This window comes from Corynebacterium sp. HMSC075F02 (assembly GCF_001838335.1).
GTDB lineage: Bacteria > Actinomycetota > Actinomycetes > Mycobacteriales > Mycobacteriaceae > Corynebacterium > Corynebacterium jeikeium_D.
Genome location: NZ_KV836314.1, coordinates 291,677 through 308,322, shown reverse-complemented (window position 1 = coordinate 308,322; position 16,646 = coordinate 291,677). Strand labels below are relative to the sequence as shown.

At 56.4% G+C, this 16,646-nt stretch carries 12 protein-coding genes; 6 read left to right on the top strand and 6 right to left on the bottom strand.

Features of this window, described 5'->3' with window-relative positions; all coding sequences use genetic code 11:
- The first annotated feature begins 88 nt into the window (after positions 1-88).
- Positions 89-4,108 (top strand): ATP-dependent RNA helicase HrpA, encoded by a 4,020-nt coding sequence (gene hrpA, locus HMPREF2920_RS08980; protein ID WP_083308237.1) that lies wholly within the window; start codon positions 89-91, stop codon positions 4,106-4,108.
- Here the strand turns inward: hrpA and nrdR are convergent.
- Positions 4,105-4,587 (bottom strand): transcriptional regulator NrdR, encoded by a 483-nt coding sequence (nrdR, locus tag HMPREF2920_RS08975; protein WP_042388651.1) that lies wholly within the window; start codon positions 4,585-4,587, stop codon positions 4,105-4,107. The genes hrpA and nrdR overlap by 4 nt on opposite strands.
- A gap of 865 nt (positions 4,588-5,452) precedes the next feature.
- Between nrdR and lexA the strand changes: the two genes are divergently transcribed.
- The 5 genes from lexA to HMPREF2920_RS08950 all read left to right on the top strand — a co-directional run bounded on the left by lexA (position 5,453) and on the right by HMPREF2920_RS08950 (position 10,603).
- Positions 5,453-6,154: a transcriptional repressor LexA gene (gene lexA / locus HMPREF2920_RS08970; RefSeq protein WP_016422629.1), complete on the top strand. Its 702-nt coding sequence runs from the start codon at positions 5,453-5,455 to the stop codon at positions 6,152-6,154.
- 93 nt (positions 6,155-6,247) lie between these two features.
- Positions 6,248-7,027, top strand: coding sequence for a DeoR/GlpR family DNA-binding transcription regulator (locus tag HMPREF2920_RS08965; protein WP_016422628.1), 780 nt, complete (start codon positions 6,248-6,250; stop codon positions 7,025-7,027).
- Positions 7,024-7,995 (top strand): 1-phosphofructokinase family hexose kinase, encoded by a 972-nt coding sequence (locus HMPREF2920_RS08960; RefSeq protein ID WP_070601517.1) that lies wholly within the window; start codon positions 7,024-7,026, stop codon positions 7,993-7,995. Before HMPREF2920_RS08965 ends, HMPREF2920_RS08960 begins: the two co-directional genes overlap by 4 nt.
- Before the next feature lie 35 nt (positions 7,996-8,030).
- Positions 8,031-10,190 carry a PTS fructose transporter subunit IIABC gene (locus HMPREF2920_RS08955; RefSeq protein ID WP_083308238.1) on the top strand — a complete coding sequence of 720 codons (2,160 nt, stop codon included), beginning with the start codon at positions 8,031-8,033 and terminating at the stop codon, positions 10,188-10,190.
- Positions 10,191-10,330: 140 nt separating this feature from the next.
- Entirely contained in the window at positions 10,331-10,603 is a 273-nt protein-coding gene (locus tag HMPREF2920_RS08950) for an HPr family phosphocarrier protein (protein WP_016422625.1), read from the top strand.
- Between the two features lie 91 nt (positions 10,604-10,694).
- On the opposite strand, the gene HMPREF2920_RS08945 is transcribed toward HMPREF2920_RS08950, so the two are convergent.
- The 5 genes from HMPREF2920_RS08945 to HMPREF2920_RS08930 all read right to left on the bottom strand — a co-directional run bounded on the left by HMPREF2920_RS08945 (position 10,695) and on the right by HMPREF2920_RS08930 (position 16,524).
- On the bottom strand, positions 10,695-12,038 hold the full coding sequence (locus tag HMPREF2920_RS08945) for a uracil-xanthine permease family protein (RefSeq protein WP_224433128.1): 1,344 nt from the start codon (positions 12,036-12,038) through the stop codon (positions 10,695-10,697).
- A gap of 96 nt (positions 12,039-12,134) precedes the next feature.
- On the bottom strand, positions 12,135-13,742 hold the full coding sequence (hflX, locus tag HMPREF2920_RS08940; protein WP_049189640.1) for a GTPase HflX: 1,608 nt from the start codon (positions 13,740-13,742) through the stop codon (positions 12,135-12,137).
- Between the two features lie 75 nt (positions 13,743-13,817).
- Complete coding sequence (locus HMPREF2920_RS10740; RefSeq protein WP_016422622.1) at positions 13,818-14,135, bottom strand: FeoC-like transcriptional regulator; 318 nt, start codon at positions 14,133-14,135, stop codon at positions 13,818-13,820.
- 102 nt (positions 14,136-14,237) lie between these two features.
- Positions 14,238-16,223, bottom strand: coding sequence for a ferrous iron transport protein B (feoB, locus tag HMPREF2920_RS08935; RefSeq protein WP_070601518.1), 1,986 nt, complete (start codon positions 16,221-16,223; stop codon positions 14,238-14,240).
- Positions 16,224-16,266: 43 nt separating this feature from the next.
- The gene (locus HMPREF2920_RS08930) at positions 16,267-16,524 is read right to left on the bottom strand and encodes a FeoA family protein (RefSeq protein ID WP_016422620.1); all 258 of its coding nucleotides are present in this window, start codon (positions 16,522-16,524) and stop codon (positions 16,267-16,269) included.
- Positions 16,525-16,646: the final 122 nt, after the last annotated feature.

The following is a 16,646-nucleotide window of genomic DNA, read 5'->3' as shown; positions in this document are numbered from 1 at the left end:
CCCTGCTGCCATCGGACTATCTCGAGCACCTCTTAATCAGCACAGATGTGGGTTGTCTCCCCAGACGCGGCTAATCTAGTAGGCAACCATGAGTACTCCTAGCCGTTCTGATAAACCAGCTCCACGTGCCCAGTCGGGAAACCACCACTCCGGCCACCGCAATTCCGCCAGGCCACAGCGCTCTGGCAAACCTGCTAAGGACACGCGTAAAAAGGAGCTCTACCAGCTCGCTGATCAATTGCCGATTCGGGAGGCTCAGTCCTTCCGACGCCGGCTAAAGCGAGCATCCGCGCCGAAGGCGCTGTCTGCAATCTCTGCAGACCTCGACTTTGCGCTGGAGCGGTTAGAAGATCGTCGTAAAGCGATTCCTCGCATCACCTACCCTGCCCAGTTGCCGGTGTCCGCGCGCCGCGACGACATTGCAGAGGCAATTGAAAACAACCAGGTCGTCATTATTGCTGGTGAGACTGGCTCTGGTAAGACTACGCAGATCCCGAAGATATGCCTCGAACTGGGACGCGGCGTGCGGGGCAAGATTGGTCACACTCAGCCACGTCGTATTGCGGCGCGTTCCGTCGCGGAGCGCATCGCTCATGAGCTGGGCGAAAAGATTGGACAGCACGTCGGCTATGCAGTGCGTTTTGATGATCGCGTGAGCAAGGATACCTGCATCAAACTGATGACCGACGGTATCCTGCTGGCCGAAATTGGCCGCGACCGACTGCTACGCGAGTACGACACCATCATCATCGATGAGGCGCACGAGCGCAGCCTCAACATCGACTTCCTGCTGGGATATTTAAAGCATATTCTGCCGCAGCGTCCAGATCTGAAAATCATTATCACTTCCGCGACGATTGATCCGGAACGGTTCGCTCGTCATTTCGCGCCTGACGACGAGCACCCTGCGCCCATCATCGAGGTGTCGGGGCGCACCTACCCGGTGGAAATCCGCTATCGCCCGCTGGTGCGGACCGTTGTTGCGAAGAATGGGCAGGAAAAGGAAGTCGCCATCGAGCAGATCGATGGTGTAATCGCTGCGTGTGAAGAGCTGATGCGGCTTGGCGACGGCGATATCCTGGTGTTCTTTTCGGGTGAGCGAGAGATCCGAGAAGCTGCCGAAGCCATCGAGGGCAAACACTGGAAAGGTGTAGAAGCCGTTCCACTATTCGGTCGGCTATCTAATGCAGAGCAGCATCGGATCTTCACTCCGCATTCCGGGCGTCGCATTGTGCTGGCGACCAACATTGCGGAAACGTCGCTGACGGTCCCTGGTATCGAGTATGTCGTCGATACTGGTACCGCACGCATTTCCCGCTACTCCACCCGCACGAAGGTGCAGCGCCTGCCAGTTGAGGACATCAGCCAGGCATCCGCGAATCAGCGCTCTGGACGCTGTGGCCGTGTAGCTGATGGTGTGGCGATTCGTCTCTACAGCGAAGAGGATTTTCTCTCGCGCCCCGAGTTTACGGATCCGGAGATTCTGCGCACCAATCTCGCTTCGGTTGTACTGCAAATGATTTCACTGCGGCTTGGCGCGATTGAGGACTTCCCCTTTGTCCAGCCACCAGAGCACAAAGCAATCCGCGATGGCATTAACCTGCTCACAGAGCTTCAGGCTATTACCACCACGTCGGGGTCTGATGCCCCCGAGCTGACGGACATCGGCCGACAAATTGCCCGTATCCCAGTCGACCCGCGTCTTGCCCGCATGCTGGTCGAAGGGTACGAGAACACCACTCTTGGGGCGGTAACCGTCATTGTCGCCGCTTTGTCTCTGCAGGATGTTCGCGAACGTCCACTGGAGTTCCAAGCTCAGGCAGATCAGCTACATGCCCGTTTTAAGGACACCACCAGCGACTTCAACTCCCTACTGAAGCTCTGGGAGTACCTGGAGGAAAAGCGTCGCGAGCTTAGCGGTAACCAATTCCGCAAGATGTGCAAGCGCGAGTACCTCCACTATCTGCGCGTTCGCGAGTGGCAGGACTTGGTGCGTCAGCTCCACCAGGCAACGGCCGAGCTGGGCTGGCATCTTTCGGCCCGCAGCTCAACCAACGGTGTCGACAATCCCGACGAGGTGGCAAAGTCACTGTTACCGGGTCTGTTATCGATGATTGGTACGCGCGAGGGCGAGGGCAAGGAATTTACTGGCACCCGCAACACTAAGTTCCTCATTCACCCCTCGTCCGCGTTGGCAAAGAAGCCGCCTCGCTGGGTGATGGCTGCGGAAATCGTCGAGACCTCGCGCACTTTTGCGCGCAACGTCGGCACGATTCAGCCGCAGTGGCTAGAGAAGGTAGCCCCTCATCTGCTCAAGCACCAGTACTCAAAGCCTCACTGGTCTACTAAGCGCGGTGCAGCGATGGCTTACCAGAAGTCGACGCTCTACGGCGTGCCCGTGGTGGTTGACCGTTTGATGCCTTATCACCGAGTCAATGCCGACGCCGCCCGCTCGATCTTCATTCGCTCTGCGCTTGTCGACGGCGAATGGAACACACATCACGAGTTCTTTAAGAACAATCAAGACAAACTTGCCGAAGCCGAGAAGATCGAGGAAAAGCAGCGTTCCCGCGGCATTGTCGTCGATGACGACGTGCTCTACGCGTTCTACGACTCCAAGCTGCCCGCCTCTATCACCACGGCCACCAATTTTGACCGCTGGTGGAAGAAAACTAAGCCCAAGCAGCCAAATCTACTGGACTTTGATCCCAATAAGCTGCTCAACCCCGAAGCCGGCGACATCGACGACAACGCCTTCCCCGAAATGTGGCAGCAGGGCTCGGTCGATTTCTCTCTGTCCTATAAATTCGAACCGGGCGCCCCTGATGACGGTGTGACTCTCCGTGTCCCCGTGCCTCTTCTTGCAGGTCTGCGTGAAGATGGCTTCGACTGGCAGGTACCAGGTCTTCGCGCTGAGCTCGCGGAAGCCTACATTCGCACTCTGCCGAAGGCACTGCGGAAGTCCGTTGTCCCCGCCCCGGATTTCGCACGCCGCGCGCTGGAGACGATGACTCCGTACTCAGGCCGCTTCGTCGATGTTTTTGCCGATGCTTTACGACGACTCGGAGGCTCGGGCATCAATGGTGCAGACTTTGCCCCTTCGAAGCTGCCAGCACACTTGCGCTTTAACTACGCAGTGGTCGACCGCCATGGAAAGATCGTCGATCAGAGCCGAGATCTTGCTGCGCTTCGAGACAAGCATGCCTCGACGGTCTCAACTGCTGTGTCGAAACGTTCGAAGTCTGCAGCACGCGAAGCTGTGAAAAAGTGGACTTCAGAGAACTTGGGCGCCGTCTCATTAACGGTCAAAAGTAATGTCGACGGTCAGTCCGTCACGATGTATCCGACGCTGGTGACCACCAAGGATGGCGTGGCCATTGAGGTCAAACCAACTAAGGCTCAGGCTGAGGCGACGTTGGCGACCACAAACTTGACAATGCTATTGCGGGATTGCCCAGTAAATGGTGCACAAATGACTAAGGGGCTTCCACTCCAGCAACGTGTTGGCGTGGACGCATGGCCACATGGGGGCGCCGATGGGCTTGTCGAGGACTGCCGTGTCGCAGTGATTCGCGACCGTATGATGGCTGCCGGTGGCCCGGTCCGCGATCCGAAGGAATTCGACAAACTACTCGAACACGTTCGTTCTGGAGTCGCCTCAGAGGTGCGCCAATTGGTCGTCGGCGTTGCCCAGGCAATGCCTCGTTATGTCTCGGTGGTGAATCAGCTAAACAAGTGGGAAGGCGATGCCATTGACGATATGCGTCGCCAGCTGGAGTTCATGTTCCCTAAGGGCGCTGTGGCAAGGCACGGTTGGCAGCACCTACGACATTTGCCACGTTATCTCCAAGCGATGGAGATTCGGCTTGAGGAAATGAACCGTGACCCGGACCGTGATGCTGAACGTGAGGATGAGGTGACTGAGGCCCGCGAATACTTGGCGGCAAAGCTTCAGCAGCTACCTAAGGCACGTCCGAATTCCGCGGAGGTACGGGATATTCAGTGGCTCATCCAAGAACTGCGTGTCAGCCTTTTCGCACAACGCTTGGGTACCGCCCAGAGCGTATCCCTGACTCGAGTAAAGAAACGTGTGGATAAACTGCGTTAGTTCTTTTTTACCTCGTTGCCATTAGCCTGCGGCCCTTTCCCCTTCCGCATGCTGGCAATCTCTTGCGCGAAATCGTCCGCGGAGGAAAAGGACTTGTACACCGAAGCGAAGCGGAGATAGCCAACTTCGTCCAGTTCTTTGAGCGGCTCAAGGATGGCAAGGCCAATATCGTTTGAGTCCACCCGGGGCGTGCCTTTCTCGCGGAGGCTCTCCTCCACTTTTTGTGCAAGTTTCTTCAGCTGAGACTCTGATACTTCGCGCCCCTGGCACGCACGTCGAACACCCTGGATGACCTTTTCACGGTTGAACTCCTCAGGGATTCCATCCCGTTTAACGACCATCAGCTGCGAGCGTTCAATCGTAGAAAAACGTTTACCGCAATTCAGGCATTCTCTCCGGCGACGAATCCCCATACCGTTATCTATTAACCGTGAGTCCAAGACTCGTGTCTGATCATGATGACAAAACTGGCAATACACAGTCTCCAGTCTACGTCCCACCCCAACGCAGGAAACCGGAATGATTATTGTGCGGAGTACGAAGCGTACGTGGACGTAAAGGTGCTTTCGACTGCCTCATTTTGCCCTTGTTCAAAGACCATGCTGCCGACAATTCCGAAGAAAGCACCAAGCCCTAGAGCCCATACCGCCATCAGGCGAGTCAGGTTAGTGCCTGCGGATACATCACTACGATTGGACTGCTGCGCCCTGCTAACGGATAGAGACGGACGCCCGTAGTTGACCGAGACATGACTGGGCCGCGACCTGTCCCTCCGCATTCGCGCCGATGAAGCCCCATTTCGATTGCGCTGTGCAATACGTGCACGCTGACCGGGCCGAACGATGTGCTGTGTGCAAGACGCACTACGTTCACCCCACACCAACGGGGCTTTCCGTGTCGTCCGAGCAGGGAGCTCGGAAACTTGAGAAAAGTCAATATCAGATGTGCTGCTAACACCAAGTGCGGTTGAAACCGTAGACATCATGTTTTCTCCCTTTCCAACGTTGACTCTCCCACCGTTGCCGGCCTGGAGAGAATAAGAGTTGTACGACCGTTTCCCGACGCTGTGGAGACTATGTCCAAGGGCGGATGCGGAGAATCCGTCTAGACCCTTTCATCAAACGACTGTTCGAGTAACTTGTCATGTTCGATTTATAACACCATGTTCGAATATTGTCTACTGCTATCCGGATTTATTTTCGATTTTCGACATCATCACCGCCTCCGAGCACGGATAATGTACACGTTTTCTAAAGAATTCAAGGGCGCACAGTGTTCGATGCTCGACGATTCGAACAGTTTTGAGTTATGATTCATTCGAAAGAGTTTGAGAAGGGATGTTCCATGGCTCAAAAGAAGAAAGCGAACCCTAAAACACTCACCGATCGGCAGCGTCGGATTCTTGACGTCATTTCGGATGCCGTCGTACTTCGCGGATACCCACCGAGCATTCGAGAAATTGGGGATGCTGTGGGCTTGAATTCCACCTCGTCGGTGGCATACCAACTCAAGGAGTTGGAGAAGAAGGGCTTTCTCCGCCGCGACCCACACAAACCCCGCGCGGTAAACGTAAGGGATTCGAAGTCCTCCGCTGGCACTTTCACTCCGGTAAAGCCTGGGCCAAAGGCTACTGGCACCACCCAAACTCCCGAGATGCCAGAGGACATGCCAGAGCCAATCTTCGTTCCTATCGTTGGACAGATTGCGGCTGGCAACCCTATTTTGGCGGAGCAGCATGTGGAAAGTCACATGGCACTTCCGATGGAGATTACGGGCTCTGGTCAGCTATACCTGCTCAAGGTCGTGGGTGATTCCATGGTTGACGCGGGCATTCTCGACGGAGACTGGGTGGTAGTCCGTTCCCAAGACGTGGTCGAACAGGGAGATTTTGTTGCAGCCCTGTTTGAAGATGAAGCAACAGTCAAGGAATGGCACGAAGACGCTGCTGGCAAGTGGCTCATGCCCCATAATCGCGCCTTTGACCCACTCCCCGCGGAGCACGCCAAGATCCTCGGCAAGATTGTCAGCGTCCTACGCAGCCTCTAATTTCCCACATTTTCGTTGCCCGAAACAGACATAAACGGGCATACTGGGAACAGATAGTAAAGCTGAGATTTCTTAACAGCTAAGGAGCGGGGAATGTACGCAGAGGAACGCCGCCGGAAGATTGCGTCTTTGACAGCAGTCGAAGGGCGCGTGACGGTCGCTGATCTTGCGGAAGCTTTCGATGTCACAGCAGAGACGATTCGCCGTGACCTAGCTCAGTTGGATGCAGAGGGCGCAGTTCACCGCGTACACGGTGGCGCTGTGGCTACTCGTTCTTTTCAGACTGTTGAGTTTTCAGTTGCCGCTCGAAAGAACGCGCAAAAGGACGCGAAGCTCTCTATTGCCCGCTGTGCTGCGGATTTTCTGCCTGACTCTGGTGGTGGAATTTTTCTCGATGCTGGAACTACCACCGAGGCTCTTGCAGAGCTGATGGTCCACTCCCCTGATAACCGCCGTTGGTCGGTTGTCACAAACTCTCTTCCCAACGCCATCACACTCGCAGGATCGAACCGCATTGAGCTTCAACTCCTTGGCGGCCAAGTTCGCGTCATTACTCAGGCGGTTGCTGGCGATACGGCACTCCGCACTCTCGCGGTTATGCGTGCCGATGTCGCTTTCATTGGTTCTAATGCCTTGACAATTGACCACGGTCTTTCTACTGCTGATCCACAGGAAGCGGCGGTAAAGCGCGCGATGATTACGAATGCGCGCAAGGTCATCGTTATGGCGGACTCGACGAAACTTGGCCGCGACTTCCTCGTCAGCTTTGCAGCATTGGAAGATATCGACGTCGTGATTACAGATTCCTCTGCCCCGGAACAGTTCGTCAATGACCTCAGGGAGCAAGGTGTCGAGGTTGTGGTTGCTTCATGATCCTGACCTTGACTGTAAATCCGTCAATCGATCGACTTGCTCGACTCGATACGGAGCTCAAGCGAGGTGGCGTGTTCCGTCTACCAATGGCTGAGGACATGGCTGGTGGCAAGGGAATTAATGTGTCCAAGGCGTTGCACTACGCCGGAGAAAAGACGCTCGCGCTCTACCCGGCATCGGACTCCGGAAAATTCACGCGCCTGTTGGAAGTCTCTGGCATACCTCATGAAGCCATCAACACGACTAACGAAGCCCGCGTTAATCTCACACTCGCAGAGCCAGATGGGACGACCACCAAGCTCAATTCCCCTGGCATGACATTGACGAAAGCGCACCGTAGGCGTGTCCTGGAGAAACTTATCCACCATGCTAAACACGCCACGTGGGTAGTTTTCGCAGGTTCATTGCCCCCTGGTGTCCCCAGGGATTTTTACGTTCAATGCACCGAGGCGGTGTATTCGGTCAACCCGAATATTCGTGTTGCTATGGATACGAGCGACGGCCCACTGACTGAGGTCGTTCGCGCATTTCCAAAGGTGCGACCTTTCTTGATGAAGCCGAACGCCTACGAACTTGGTCAAATCATTAATCAGGACGGCGAAGAACTTGAGGCCGCTGCAGCCGAAGGGAACTATCTTCCCGTAGCGCAGGCTGCTCGTGCGCTGAACGAGCTTGGCGTATCCGAAGTCCTGGCCACTCTCGGCGAAGCAGGAGCGGTGCTTTCAGTGAAGTCAGGCGGTTGTTTCGCTGCTACCTCCCCCTCGATAGTCGCTCAGTCGACGGTCGGTGCTGGAGACTGTGCTTTGGCCGGCTACGTTATGTCCCGCGAACGCGGTGATAGCTACCAAGATGCACTAACCACCGCCGTAGCTTATGGGGCGGCGGCAACCAGTCTTCCCGGTACGACCATCCCCTATCCAGAACAGGTGCACCCCGAGGCCGGCCGGTTATGGCAGCTCGACGCTTAGCTTTTCGATGCCTAGATAAGGAGCATTAGAAAACCATGTCTTCTTCGGCAGATTTTTCCGCTATTGCATCAGACTTAGCCGATGAGTCGACAGTGTTCCTTAACCTAGATGTCGGTCCGCAAAAGGAGAGGATCCTTAACTACCTCATCGCTAAAGCTGTAGAGACCAGCCGCGCCACCAACTGCAACGGTATCGTCGCAGCAGCCCTCGAACGCGAAGAGAAGGCCCCGACAGGTCTGCCGGGCGGGATAGCCATCCCCCACTGCCGCCATGAGGATTGGTCGAAGCCGACCCTGATGTTTGCCCGCTTAACCAGCGCTACGGAATTCACCACACCAGACGGGCCGGCGGACCTGCTCTTTTTCATCGGTGTCCCATCTACTAACAGCGATGTCCACGTCGACATTCTGGCCGCACTCGCAAAGGCACTTCGCGATAAGGGGTTTCGCGCAGCTCTTCGCGGAGCTGAAAGCGATGAAGAGGCCGCCCGGATCATTAGCGAGCACATCACCAAAGCGCCGCGTCGGAAAGCGAAAAAACCTCCGACGAAGACCAATATCGTCGCCATCACAGCCTGCCCCACGGGCATCGCTCACACTTATTTGGCAGCCGAAGCGCTTACTGGCGCGGCAGAAAGCATGTCTGATGTCACACTAACTGTAGAGACGCAGGGCTCGGCAGGAACCCAGGAAGCCCCCGCAGAGGCAATTGCCCGGGCCGACGTGCTAGTAATCGCAGCCGATATTGGGGTTACGGGGCTTAAGCGCTTCAGCGATAAACCACAGGTCAAAGTGCCAATTCGTAAGGCAGTCAATGAACCTACTGCGGTTATTGAACAAGCGAAGGCAAAAGCAGAACAATCACGGGTTCGCGCCTACGACCGAAAGGCGCCGCAACCTAAGGATGACCACGACAAGGAGGCCGGTCCGCAAACCGGTACTACCGGCGCGGACCCTTCATCTGAGAGGGTACAAGCAACTACCAAGGTGGGGGCACATAAATCATCCTTAGGCGGTGACAAAGCCTTCGGACACTGGGTTCGTGATGCCATTATGACCGGTGTCAGCTATATGGTGCCGTTCGTGGCCGCATCGGGGTTGTTGATTGCGCTGGGATTCCTCGTCGGCGGTCATCAGGTTGGTGTAGTAGCTGACGCCGTGACTAGGGATTTGCGGCTGCCGGAGATTATCGGACTCGATGCCCCGATTGCTGTGCCGACAAAAGATCTCGGCACCGTGCTAATTGATCGTAGTGGGCTGTGGCTGTATCTCGGCTCGGCGCTTTTTGCCATTGGCAACCACGGCATGCAGGTCATTGTGGCTGTAATGAGTGCTTATATCGCCTTTGGCATGGCTGGCAGAGCCGGCATTGCACCAGGCTTTATTGGCGGTGCCATCGCGGTCACGGTTGGCGCCGGCTTCCTTGGGGGCCTGGTGACAGGCATCCTGGCGGGACTAGTTGTAGCCCTACTGTTGAGGATGAAAGTCCCGGACTGGCTGCGACCGCTGATGCCGGTTGTCGTGATTCCTATGCTCGGAGCTATGGCCGTTGGGCTCACCATGTACCTGCTGCTCGGGATGCCGCTGGCGTGGCTGATGACGGCTCTGCAGCAGTGGCTGCAATCACTGGATACGACGGCGGCGTTCCTGTTCGGTGGTCTTCTCGGCGCAATGATGTGCGTGGATATGGGCGGAATGATCAACAAGGCTGCTTATCTTTTTGCCGTCGCAAACATCGCCTCAGCAGATCCCGCATCATGGAAGGTCATGGCCGCTGTGATGGCGGCGGGCATGGTACCTCCATTGGCTACATCTCTGGCAGTTGTGCTCCGACCAAAGCTGTTCAGTTCGGCGGAGCGTCAAAACGGCAAAGCGGGCTGGGTGCTCGGTGCGGCCTTCATTTCAGAGGGAGTAATTCCCTTCGCCGCCGCAGATCCGCTACGTGTGATTCCGCCGATTGTGATTGGCGGTGCCGTCACCGGTGGCACCTCAATGGCTTTGGGTGCGGCCACACGTGTTCCGCACGGAGGTATTTTTGTGCTGTTTGCAATCGACAACCCTGTCGCATGGCTTACTGCAATCGTCTTGGGCAGCATAGTGGCAGCAATTCTCGTTGTGGCAGCTAAAAGCCTGTGGCCGCGGCAAGTCAGCACCGATAATCAAAACCTAGAAGCGGACGTTTCAGCGGAAGCGTAGTTTTTACCGCACCGGCTGGTTTATCCCAACGAGCATTTCTACGATTTTCAGCAAACATTCCCCAACCCATCCGGGCAACCTATTAAGCTCAGAAATGGCATCGAGGAAATCGAGAAGCAGAAAGGCAGGATGCCGCTCGCATGGTTACTCAACATGTCCACGTCGGCTCCAAGGTGGGTATTCATGCCCGCCCTGCAACGGTCATCGCTGAGCGTGCCTCCCGTTTTCAGGAAGAAATTCTGGTCGAGCTCCTTGACTCAGACGAGCCCGACAACGAACCGGCCGATGCTTCATCCTCGTTGATGCTCATGGCACTCGGTGCCGAATTCGGCGATGAAGTCACTGTGACCAGTAGCAACGCGGTTGCGGTAGAGAAAATCGCCGAACTCATCGCCCAAGATCTGAGCGATTAAAAGCAATCAGCTTAACGACGAAACATTGTGGCAACGGTCACGTGGTTCCGTCGTTAAGCATTCGTGCGAGATTCTGCCCTGGACGGGTGGCCTACGAGCGGTTCTCGCCGATGCGGTTGTAGAGCCAGTTCAAAATTGGATAGCCGATAATAATGCCGACCGACCCCCAAGCAATGCCCTCCAGCGTCAGCGAACCAATGTCGAGGGTGAGGTTGCCGATACCCGCGATCAGCGCGGTAGCGGCAGCGGTGAGATTAACCGGGTTGTTGAAGTCGACCTTTTCGTCCATCCAGATGCGCACACCGAGCAAACCGATTAGGCCGTAGAGCACCATCGTTGCCCCACCGAGCACGCCGGTAGGAATGGTCAAGATGAGTGCGCCGAACTTTGGAATGAAAGCCAGTGCAATGGCGGTGAAAGCTGCCACCCAGTAAGCTGCGGTCGAATAGACACGGGTAGCGGCCATAACACCGATATTTTCAGCGTAGGTAGTGGTACCAGAACCACCAGCTGAACCGGCGATGGTGGTGGCTAGACCGTCTGCAATAAGAGCATCGCCAGCGATGTCATCGAGGTTTCGGCCGGTCATGGCAGCAACAGCCTTGACGTGACCGACATTCTCTGCGATGAGTACTACGATGACGGGCAGACCAATCAGCATCGCATTGAAGTGGAACTCCGGCGCGTGGAATGCGGGCAGACCAATCCAGGCGGCATTGCCGACAGTTTCTGTAGCCTCGGGCGAGAGATTTCCAGTGGCAGCGGCGAAGACCCAGCCGATTAGTACGCCGATAAGGACACCCAGACGGCTGACCATACCGCGGCCAGCGACGGTTGCGAAGACAATGGATGCCATCGTGACAAATGCGACCAACGGCTGAGTGGCGAAGTTCTCCGTGGCGGCAGGCGCCAGGTTAAGTCCGATGAGAGCGACGATGGCACCGGTTACTGCAGGTGGCATCACTGCATCGAGGACACGCTTGCCGGCGAACTTTACAACGCAGCCAACGAGCATGAGCGCGATGCCGGCGCAGAGCACGACACCGAGCTGAACACCAATACCCTGCGCCTGTGTCGCGGTCAGTGGTGCGATGAAGGCAAACGACGAGCCCAGGTAAGAGGGCAAGCGGTTTCGGGTGATTAGCAGGAAGACAATCGTGCCGATACCCGAGAACAGCAGTGTGGTATTGACTGGGAAACCAGTCAACAGCGGCACCAGAAGAGTTGCACCAAACATGGCAATGACGTGCTGTGCGCCAATGCCAATTGTACGAGGCCAATCGAGGCGTTCGTTGGGAGCCACCACGGCTCCCGGTGCAATCTTTCGACCGTCACCGTGAATATCCCAACCGAAAAGACGGCCACGTTCGGCGTTTTCAGCAGGCGGATTTGCGGAGGTTCCCTGTTGGGTCTCCGCGTCAGAAGTAGAATTCATGGTTGTAATGCTAGTGGATGCCCACCGCAGATCACGCCACGGATACCGCATTAAACCCAGGACTGCCGGAGCTCTTTGTCGCTCTCCCTATTCCGACTAGGCGTCGTTGCTACTATCCTCATTCGCATCCGCCGTGAAGTGAGGATCCGCTGCAGGTTCGATGCGGTATGCCGACAGTTCATCCGCGAGGCTAGTGGGCAAACGCACATCCATCTGGGTGCCTTGCTCTGTCCATGTCTCCGACAGCACGGTCGCATCTTCGTGGAGCATGGAGACAATATTGCCCTTGTCATAGGGAATCAACATATGGACGTGAGACTCCAACTCATTGAGAGCAAGCTCGAGTCGGGTCTCCAGTTCACCAATCCCCTCACCCGTTCGCGCAGAGACAAAGACCGCATCATCGAGCTGGTGGCGCAGTTGCGCCAGGGTAATGCCATCGGCCTTGTCCACCTTGTTGACTACCAACAGCTCGGGCGGAATCTCGGCCTTTTCTTCCTCCGCGATTTCGTTGATGACTTTGTTGACAGCCTTAATCTGCTCCAGCGGGAATGGGTCAGAGGAGTCTACGACGTGCATGATGACGTCGGCTTCGAGCACCTCTTCCAAGGTCGAGCGAAAAGCTTCAATGAGCTGCGTCGGCAAGTGGCGAACAAATCCGACCGTATCGGTCATAATCACCGTGCGACCGTCGCGAAGCTTGGTGCGACGAGTCGTCGGATCCAGCGTTGCAAACAGCGCGTCTTCCACCAGCACACCAGCGCCTGTCAGTGCGTTGAGCAACGAAGATTTACCCGCGTTGGTGTAGCCGACAATTGCCACGCGCGGCAGGTGTCCAGCCTTACGACGTGCGCGTTTAATCTCACGCGCAGTCTTCATGCCAGCTAATTCCTTGCGGATTCGCGCCATATCTTGGCGTAGGCGCTGACGATCGGTTTCGATCTTAGTTTCACCCGGACCACGCAGACCCACGCCGCCGTTGGAGCCCGCGCGACCACCAGCCTGACGCGATAGGTTGCCGCCCCAGCCGCGCAGACGCGTGTACAGGTACTGCATTTGTGCCAGCGAGACCTGCGCCTTGCCCTCCTTGGACTTCGCGTGCTGAGCAAAGATATCCAGAATCAGCATGGTGCGGTCAATAACCTTGGCGTCAAGGCGATCCTCCAGCGCCACCAATTGACCGGGAGACAGTTCACCGTCGCAAATAACTGTATCTGCGCCGGTAGAGGCGACAATATCGCGAAGCTCGTTGAGCTTGCCGGATCCCACGTAAGTACCAGGGTCCGGCTTATCGCGGCGCTGCAGCACCATCTCTAAAACTTCCGAACCTGCAGTCTCTGCCAGTGCGGCGAGCTCCTCCATCGCCACTTCAGCTTCCTGAAGGGTCCCGGATGTCCAGACACCGAGCAGCACCACGCGTTCCAGTCGGAGCTGACGGTACTCGACCATCACTTCTTCAGACTCAGTATGTGCTACTGACCTGGTCAGCCGGCGCAGAGAGGAACGCGCCTCCAAATCCAAATCACCGACGGTAGGTTCCCTTTGCGTGCCGACGTCCGTTGCGAACGCATCCCCGGAGGCACTATCGGCGTTTTCGCCAGCATCGTTAGCGTCGATGAAAAAATCGTCCATCTCGTGCGAGGTGCGAGCTTGCTGCGACGTTTCGTCGCTGACCTCATCAAAGTTGTTGGAAAAATTCGTCATACTAGCTGCTATTGTCGCATGACAAGCCAAATTCTCCGCATTGTGTGCGGAGAATACCGAGCCGAAGCTCAAGACTTAGGCTGCAGAAGGTGGCCTGCGTGTCAGAACCAGTGCGACCGGACCACTCTTAGAACTACCACCAGTACACGTACCGCTGTCGGACATTCCGCAGTTGGAACAACCTCCGCCTGGGCACATGCCACCGAGGGATTCCCGGCGCAGTTGGCCGGTGTGTTCCATGCGGTCAAGGATGAGGTCTACCGTTGCTCGCTGCAATCCGGTGATTTCGCAAATCTTGCGTCGGGAGCTAATGCCCTGCGCAATTGCATCCTGAACGGCTTCTGAAGGCCGACGAGTAACCGTCGTATTCTTCCTGGCTCTAAAGAGTCCCACGGCGATAGCTCCTTTCCGTATCGCGATTCTTGTTGGATCTGATTTCTAGTTCGCAAGTGTGACTTAGTAGCTTTGCCGAAGCTACTAGGAATCAACGAGGCTTTACAGGAACAGCTTCAACCCTTGGAAAACAATCACGGCCAGTGCCCATGCAACGACCAGCTGCGCTAGCAAACCGAAGCCCGTCCACTTCACGCCGATCTCTCGACGTTGTGCCGCGAGCGTAGCCACGCACGGTGTGTAAGCCAGCAGGAAGATCATGTAGGCCCAGACTGCTGCCAATCCATGTCCATCGGATGCATTGTCAAAGTCACGTCGAATATTCTCCGCGAGCGGGCTGGAGGCCTGTTCGCTCGAATCGGAGTCGGTGACGTCCTCCACTGCATAGGTCTGTGCCCAGGTAGAAATGACGGCTTCCTTGGCCACAAAGCCCGTCACCAACGGACCTGTCAGAGACCATGTACCGAAACCTGCCGGGTTAAACACAGGAGCAATAGTTTCGCTGACTGCACCGTATGCGGAGTCCTGCGGTGCCAGGTCTTCATCGGCAAAGGAGTGCCCGGAGACAACCGGGATAGACATCAGAAGCCATACGACGATGACGGTGCTGACGATGATTCCACTAGCGGTCTGCAGGAAGCCCTTCAGACGCATCCACATCACAGATAGTGCCAGCCGTGCGGTCGGAAGCTGGTAGGTTGGCAGGTCAATGACCAGCGGTTCCGACGGCATGGTGCGCCACAAGGTCTTACGCAATGCAAGGCCGGTCAGAACGATCAGCAGAATCGAGATCACGTACATAGCGAAGACGACTGTGCCCGCGTGTTCCGGGAAGAACACCGCACCCAACATGACATACACGGTTAGACGCGCCGAGCAGGAGGTAAACGGAACCAGTAGTGCCGTCAAAATGCGGTGGCGCGGATTACTCAGCACACGTGTTGCCGAAATCGCTGGCACGTTACAACCAAAGCCAACAATCAGCGGAATAAATGCCTTACCCGGAAGACCAATTGCACGCATGACACGGTCAGCCACCACGGCTGCACGCGCCATATACCCTGAATCCTCGAGTACTGCGAGGCACAGGAACATGAGTGCCATCAGCGGAACGAAGGTCAGCACCATGCCGACACCACCGATGATGCCGTTTACAAGCAGCCCGGTGACAATCGGATGGTCCCATCCCACCGCTTCTAATCCACGAGTAACCAAATCTGCGAAATTACCGGTAATAAGGGTTTCCAAACCGTCCTGCAACGGTGCTGCTACCGTCGTCGTGATTTGGAAGACTGCCCACATAACTGCCAGGAACACAATCGGTCCGAGCACCGGGTGAAGAACCACGTTATCAATGCGGTCGGAGAAAGTCTGGCGATCTTCCACCCCGCCCGTAGATGCCGCAACCGCCGCATCAATCGCGGCAAAGCGTGCGTCGTCCAGGCGTTCAATCGATTCACCATCGACCTGGCGAATCGGTGACGACACCGAACTACATCCGTCCAGAGCCGCTGCTACCGCGTCGGCCAACCGCGCCATTCCCGCTTTACGACGGGGATCCAGCGCCACCACCGGCATCCCCATAGCTGACTGCAATGCGTCCGGATTCACATCGATGCCCTTGGCCTTGGCAACATCTAGTTTGGTCAGAGCCAGAACGATGCGCTGGGGCTGTTCCGCCAATTCCGCGGCCATGTAGAGACCACGGCCCAGTGCCGTGGCGTCGACAACGACAACGACGAGATCCGGGCGTTCTTCTTCCGGTTTCTCGATGAGCATCTCGCGAGTGAGCTCTTCGTCCGGACTCATGGCATCCAGCGAGTAGGCACCCGGGAAATCGATGACATCGTACTCAGCGGCATCGGTCTTCCACGCGCCGCGGCTGACCTCTACGGTCGTACCAGGCCAATTGCCCATCTGCGCTTTCGCACCAGTCAAACTATTGAACAGTGTTGACTTACCGGAGTTCGGTGCGCCGACTACTGCGACAACAGGTGCACCATCCTTTGCTGGTGCTCCGCCACTGCATGCATGGCAGCTGGGCGTGGATGCGAATTTTCGCGTTGAGGAATCCGTAGGTGTTGTCATTGTTTACTTTCAGGAGGGAGGTGAGAAAAGAGATGTAGGGGACCTAACCCACGACGGACATCTTGTGCAGCGTGCTGGCATCGATGGCGTAGCGCGTTGCGCCAGCATGGACGATTCGCCCACCGCCGCTGGTGCTCCGTCCCACAGTGACACTCATTCCAGGGCGAAGCCCCAGTTGCGAAAGCCTGCGGCACAGGCGCTCATCCACATGCGACGCTCCCAGAGTGACGGTTACCCCCACCGGGACGTCGGCAAGCGACTGAATGTCATCCGACTGTTTTCGAGACCGCAATCCGAGCATGAGAAACCTCGCTTATATAGATAAGAATTAAGCTAAGCAAATCGTGTTTACGGAGATGAGCTTACTCTTAGGCATGCCTAAATGGAATAAACCGGGCACACCTAAGGAAAGTTATTTATGCC

Coding starts and splice junctions, on each gene's coding strand:
- hrpA (WP_083308237.1), top strand. CDS start 89: ATGAGTACTCCTAGCCGTTCTGATAAACCAGCTCCACGTGCCCAGTCG.
- lexA (WP_016422629.1), top strand. CDS start 5,453: ATGGCTCAAAAGAAGAAAGCGAACCCTAAAACACTCACCGATCGGCAG.
- HMPREF2920_RS08965 (WP_016422628.1), top strand. CDS start 6,248: ATGTACGCAGAGGAACGCCGCCGGAAGATTGCGTCTTTGACAGCAGTC.
- HMPREF2920_RS08960 (WP_070601517.1), top strand. CDS start 7,024: ATGATCCTGACCTTGACTGTAAATCCGTCAATCGATCGACTTGCTCGA.
- HMPREF2920_RS08955 (WP_083308238.1), top strand. CDS start 8,031: ATGTCTTCTTCGGCAGATTTTTCCGCTATTGCATCAGACTTAGCCGAT.
- HMPREF2920_RS08950 (WP_016422625.1), top strand. CDS start 10,331: ATGGTTACTCAACATGTCCACGTCGGCTCCAAGGTGGGTATTCATGCC.
- HMPREF2920_RS08945 (WP_224433128.1), bottom strand. CDS start 12,038: ATGAATTCTACTTCTGACGCGGAGACCCAACAGGGAACCTCCGCAAAT.
- hflX (WP_049189640.1), bottom strand. CDS start 13,742: ATGACGAATTTTTCCAACAACTTTGATGAGGTCAGCGACGAAACGTCG.
- feoB (WP_070601518.1), bottom strand. CDS start 16,223: ATGACAACACCTACGGATTCCTCAACGCGAAAATTCGCATCCACGCCC.
- HMPREF2920_RS08930 (WP_016422620.1), bottom strand. CDS start 16,524: ATGCTCGGATTGCGGTCTCGAAAACAGTCGGATGACATTCAGTCGCTT.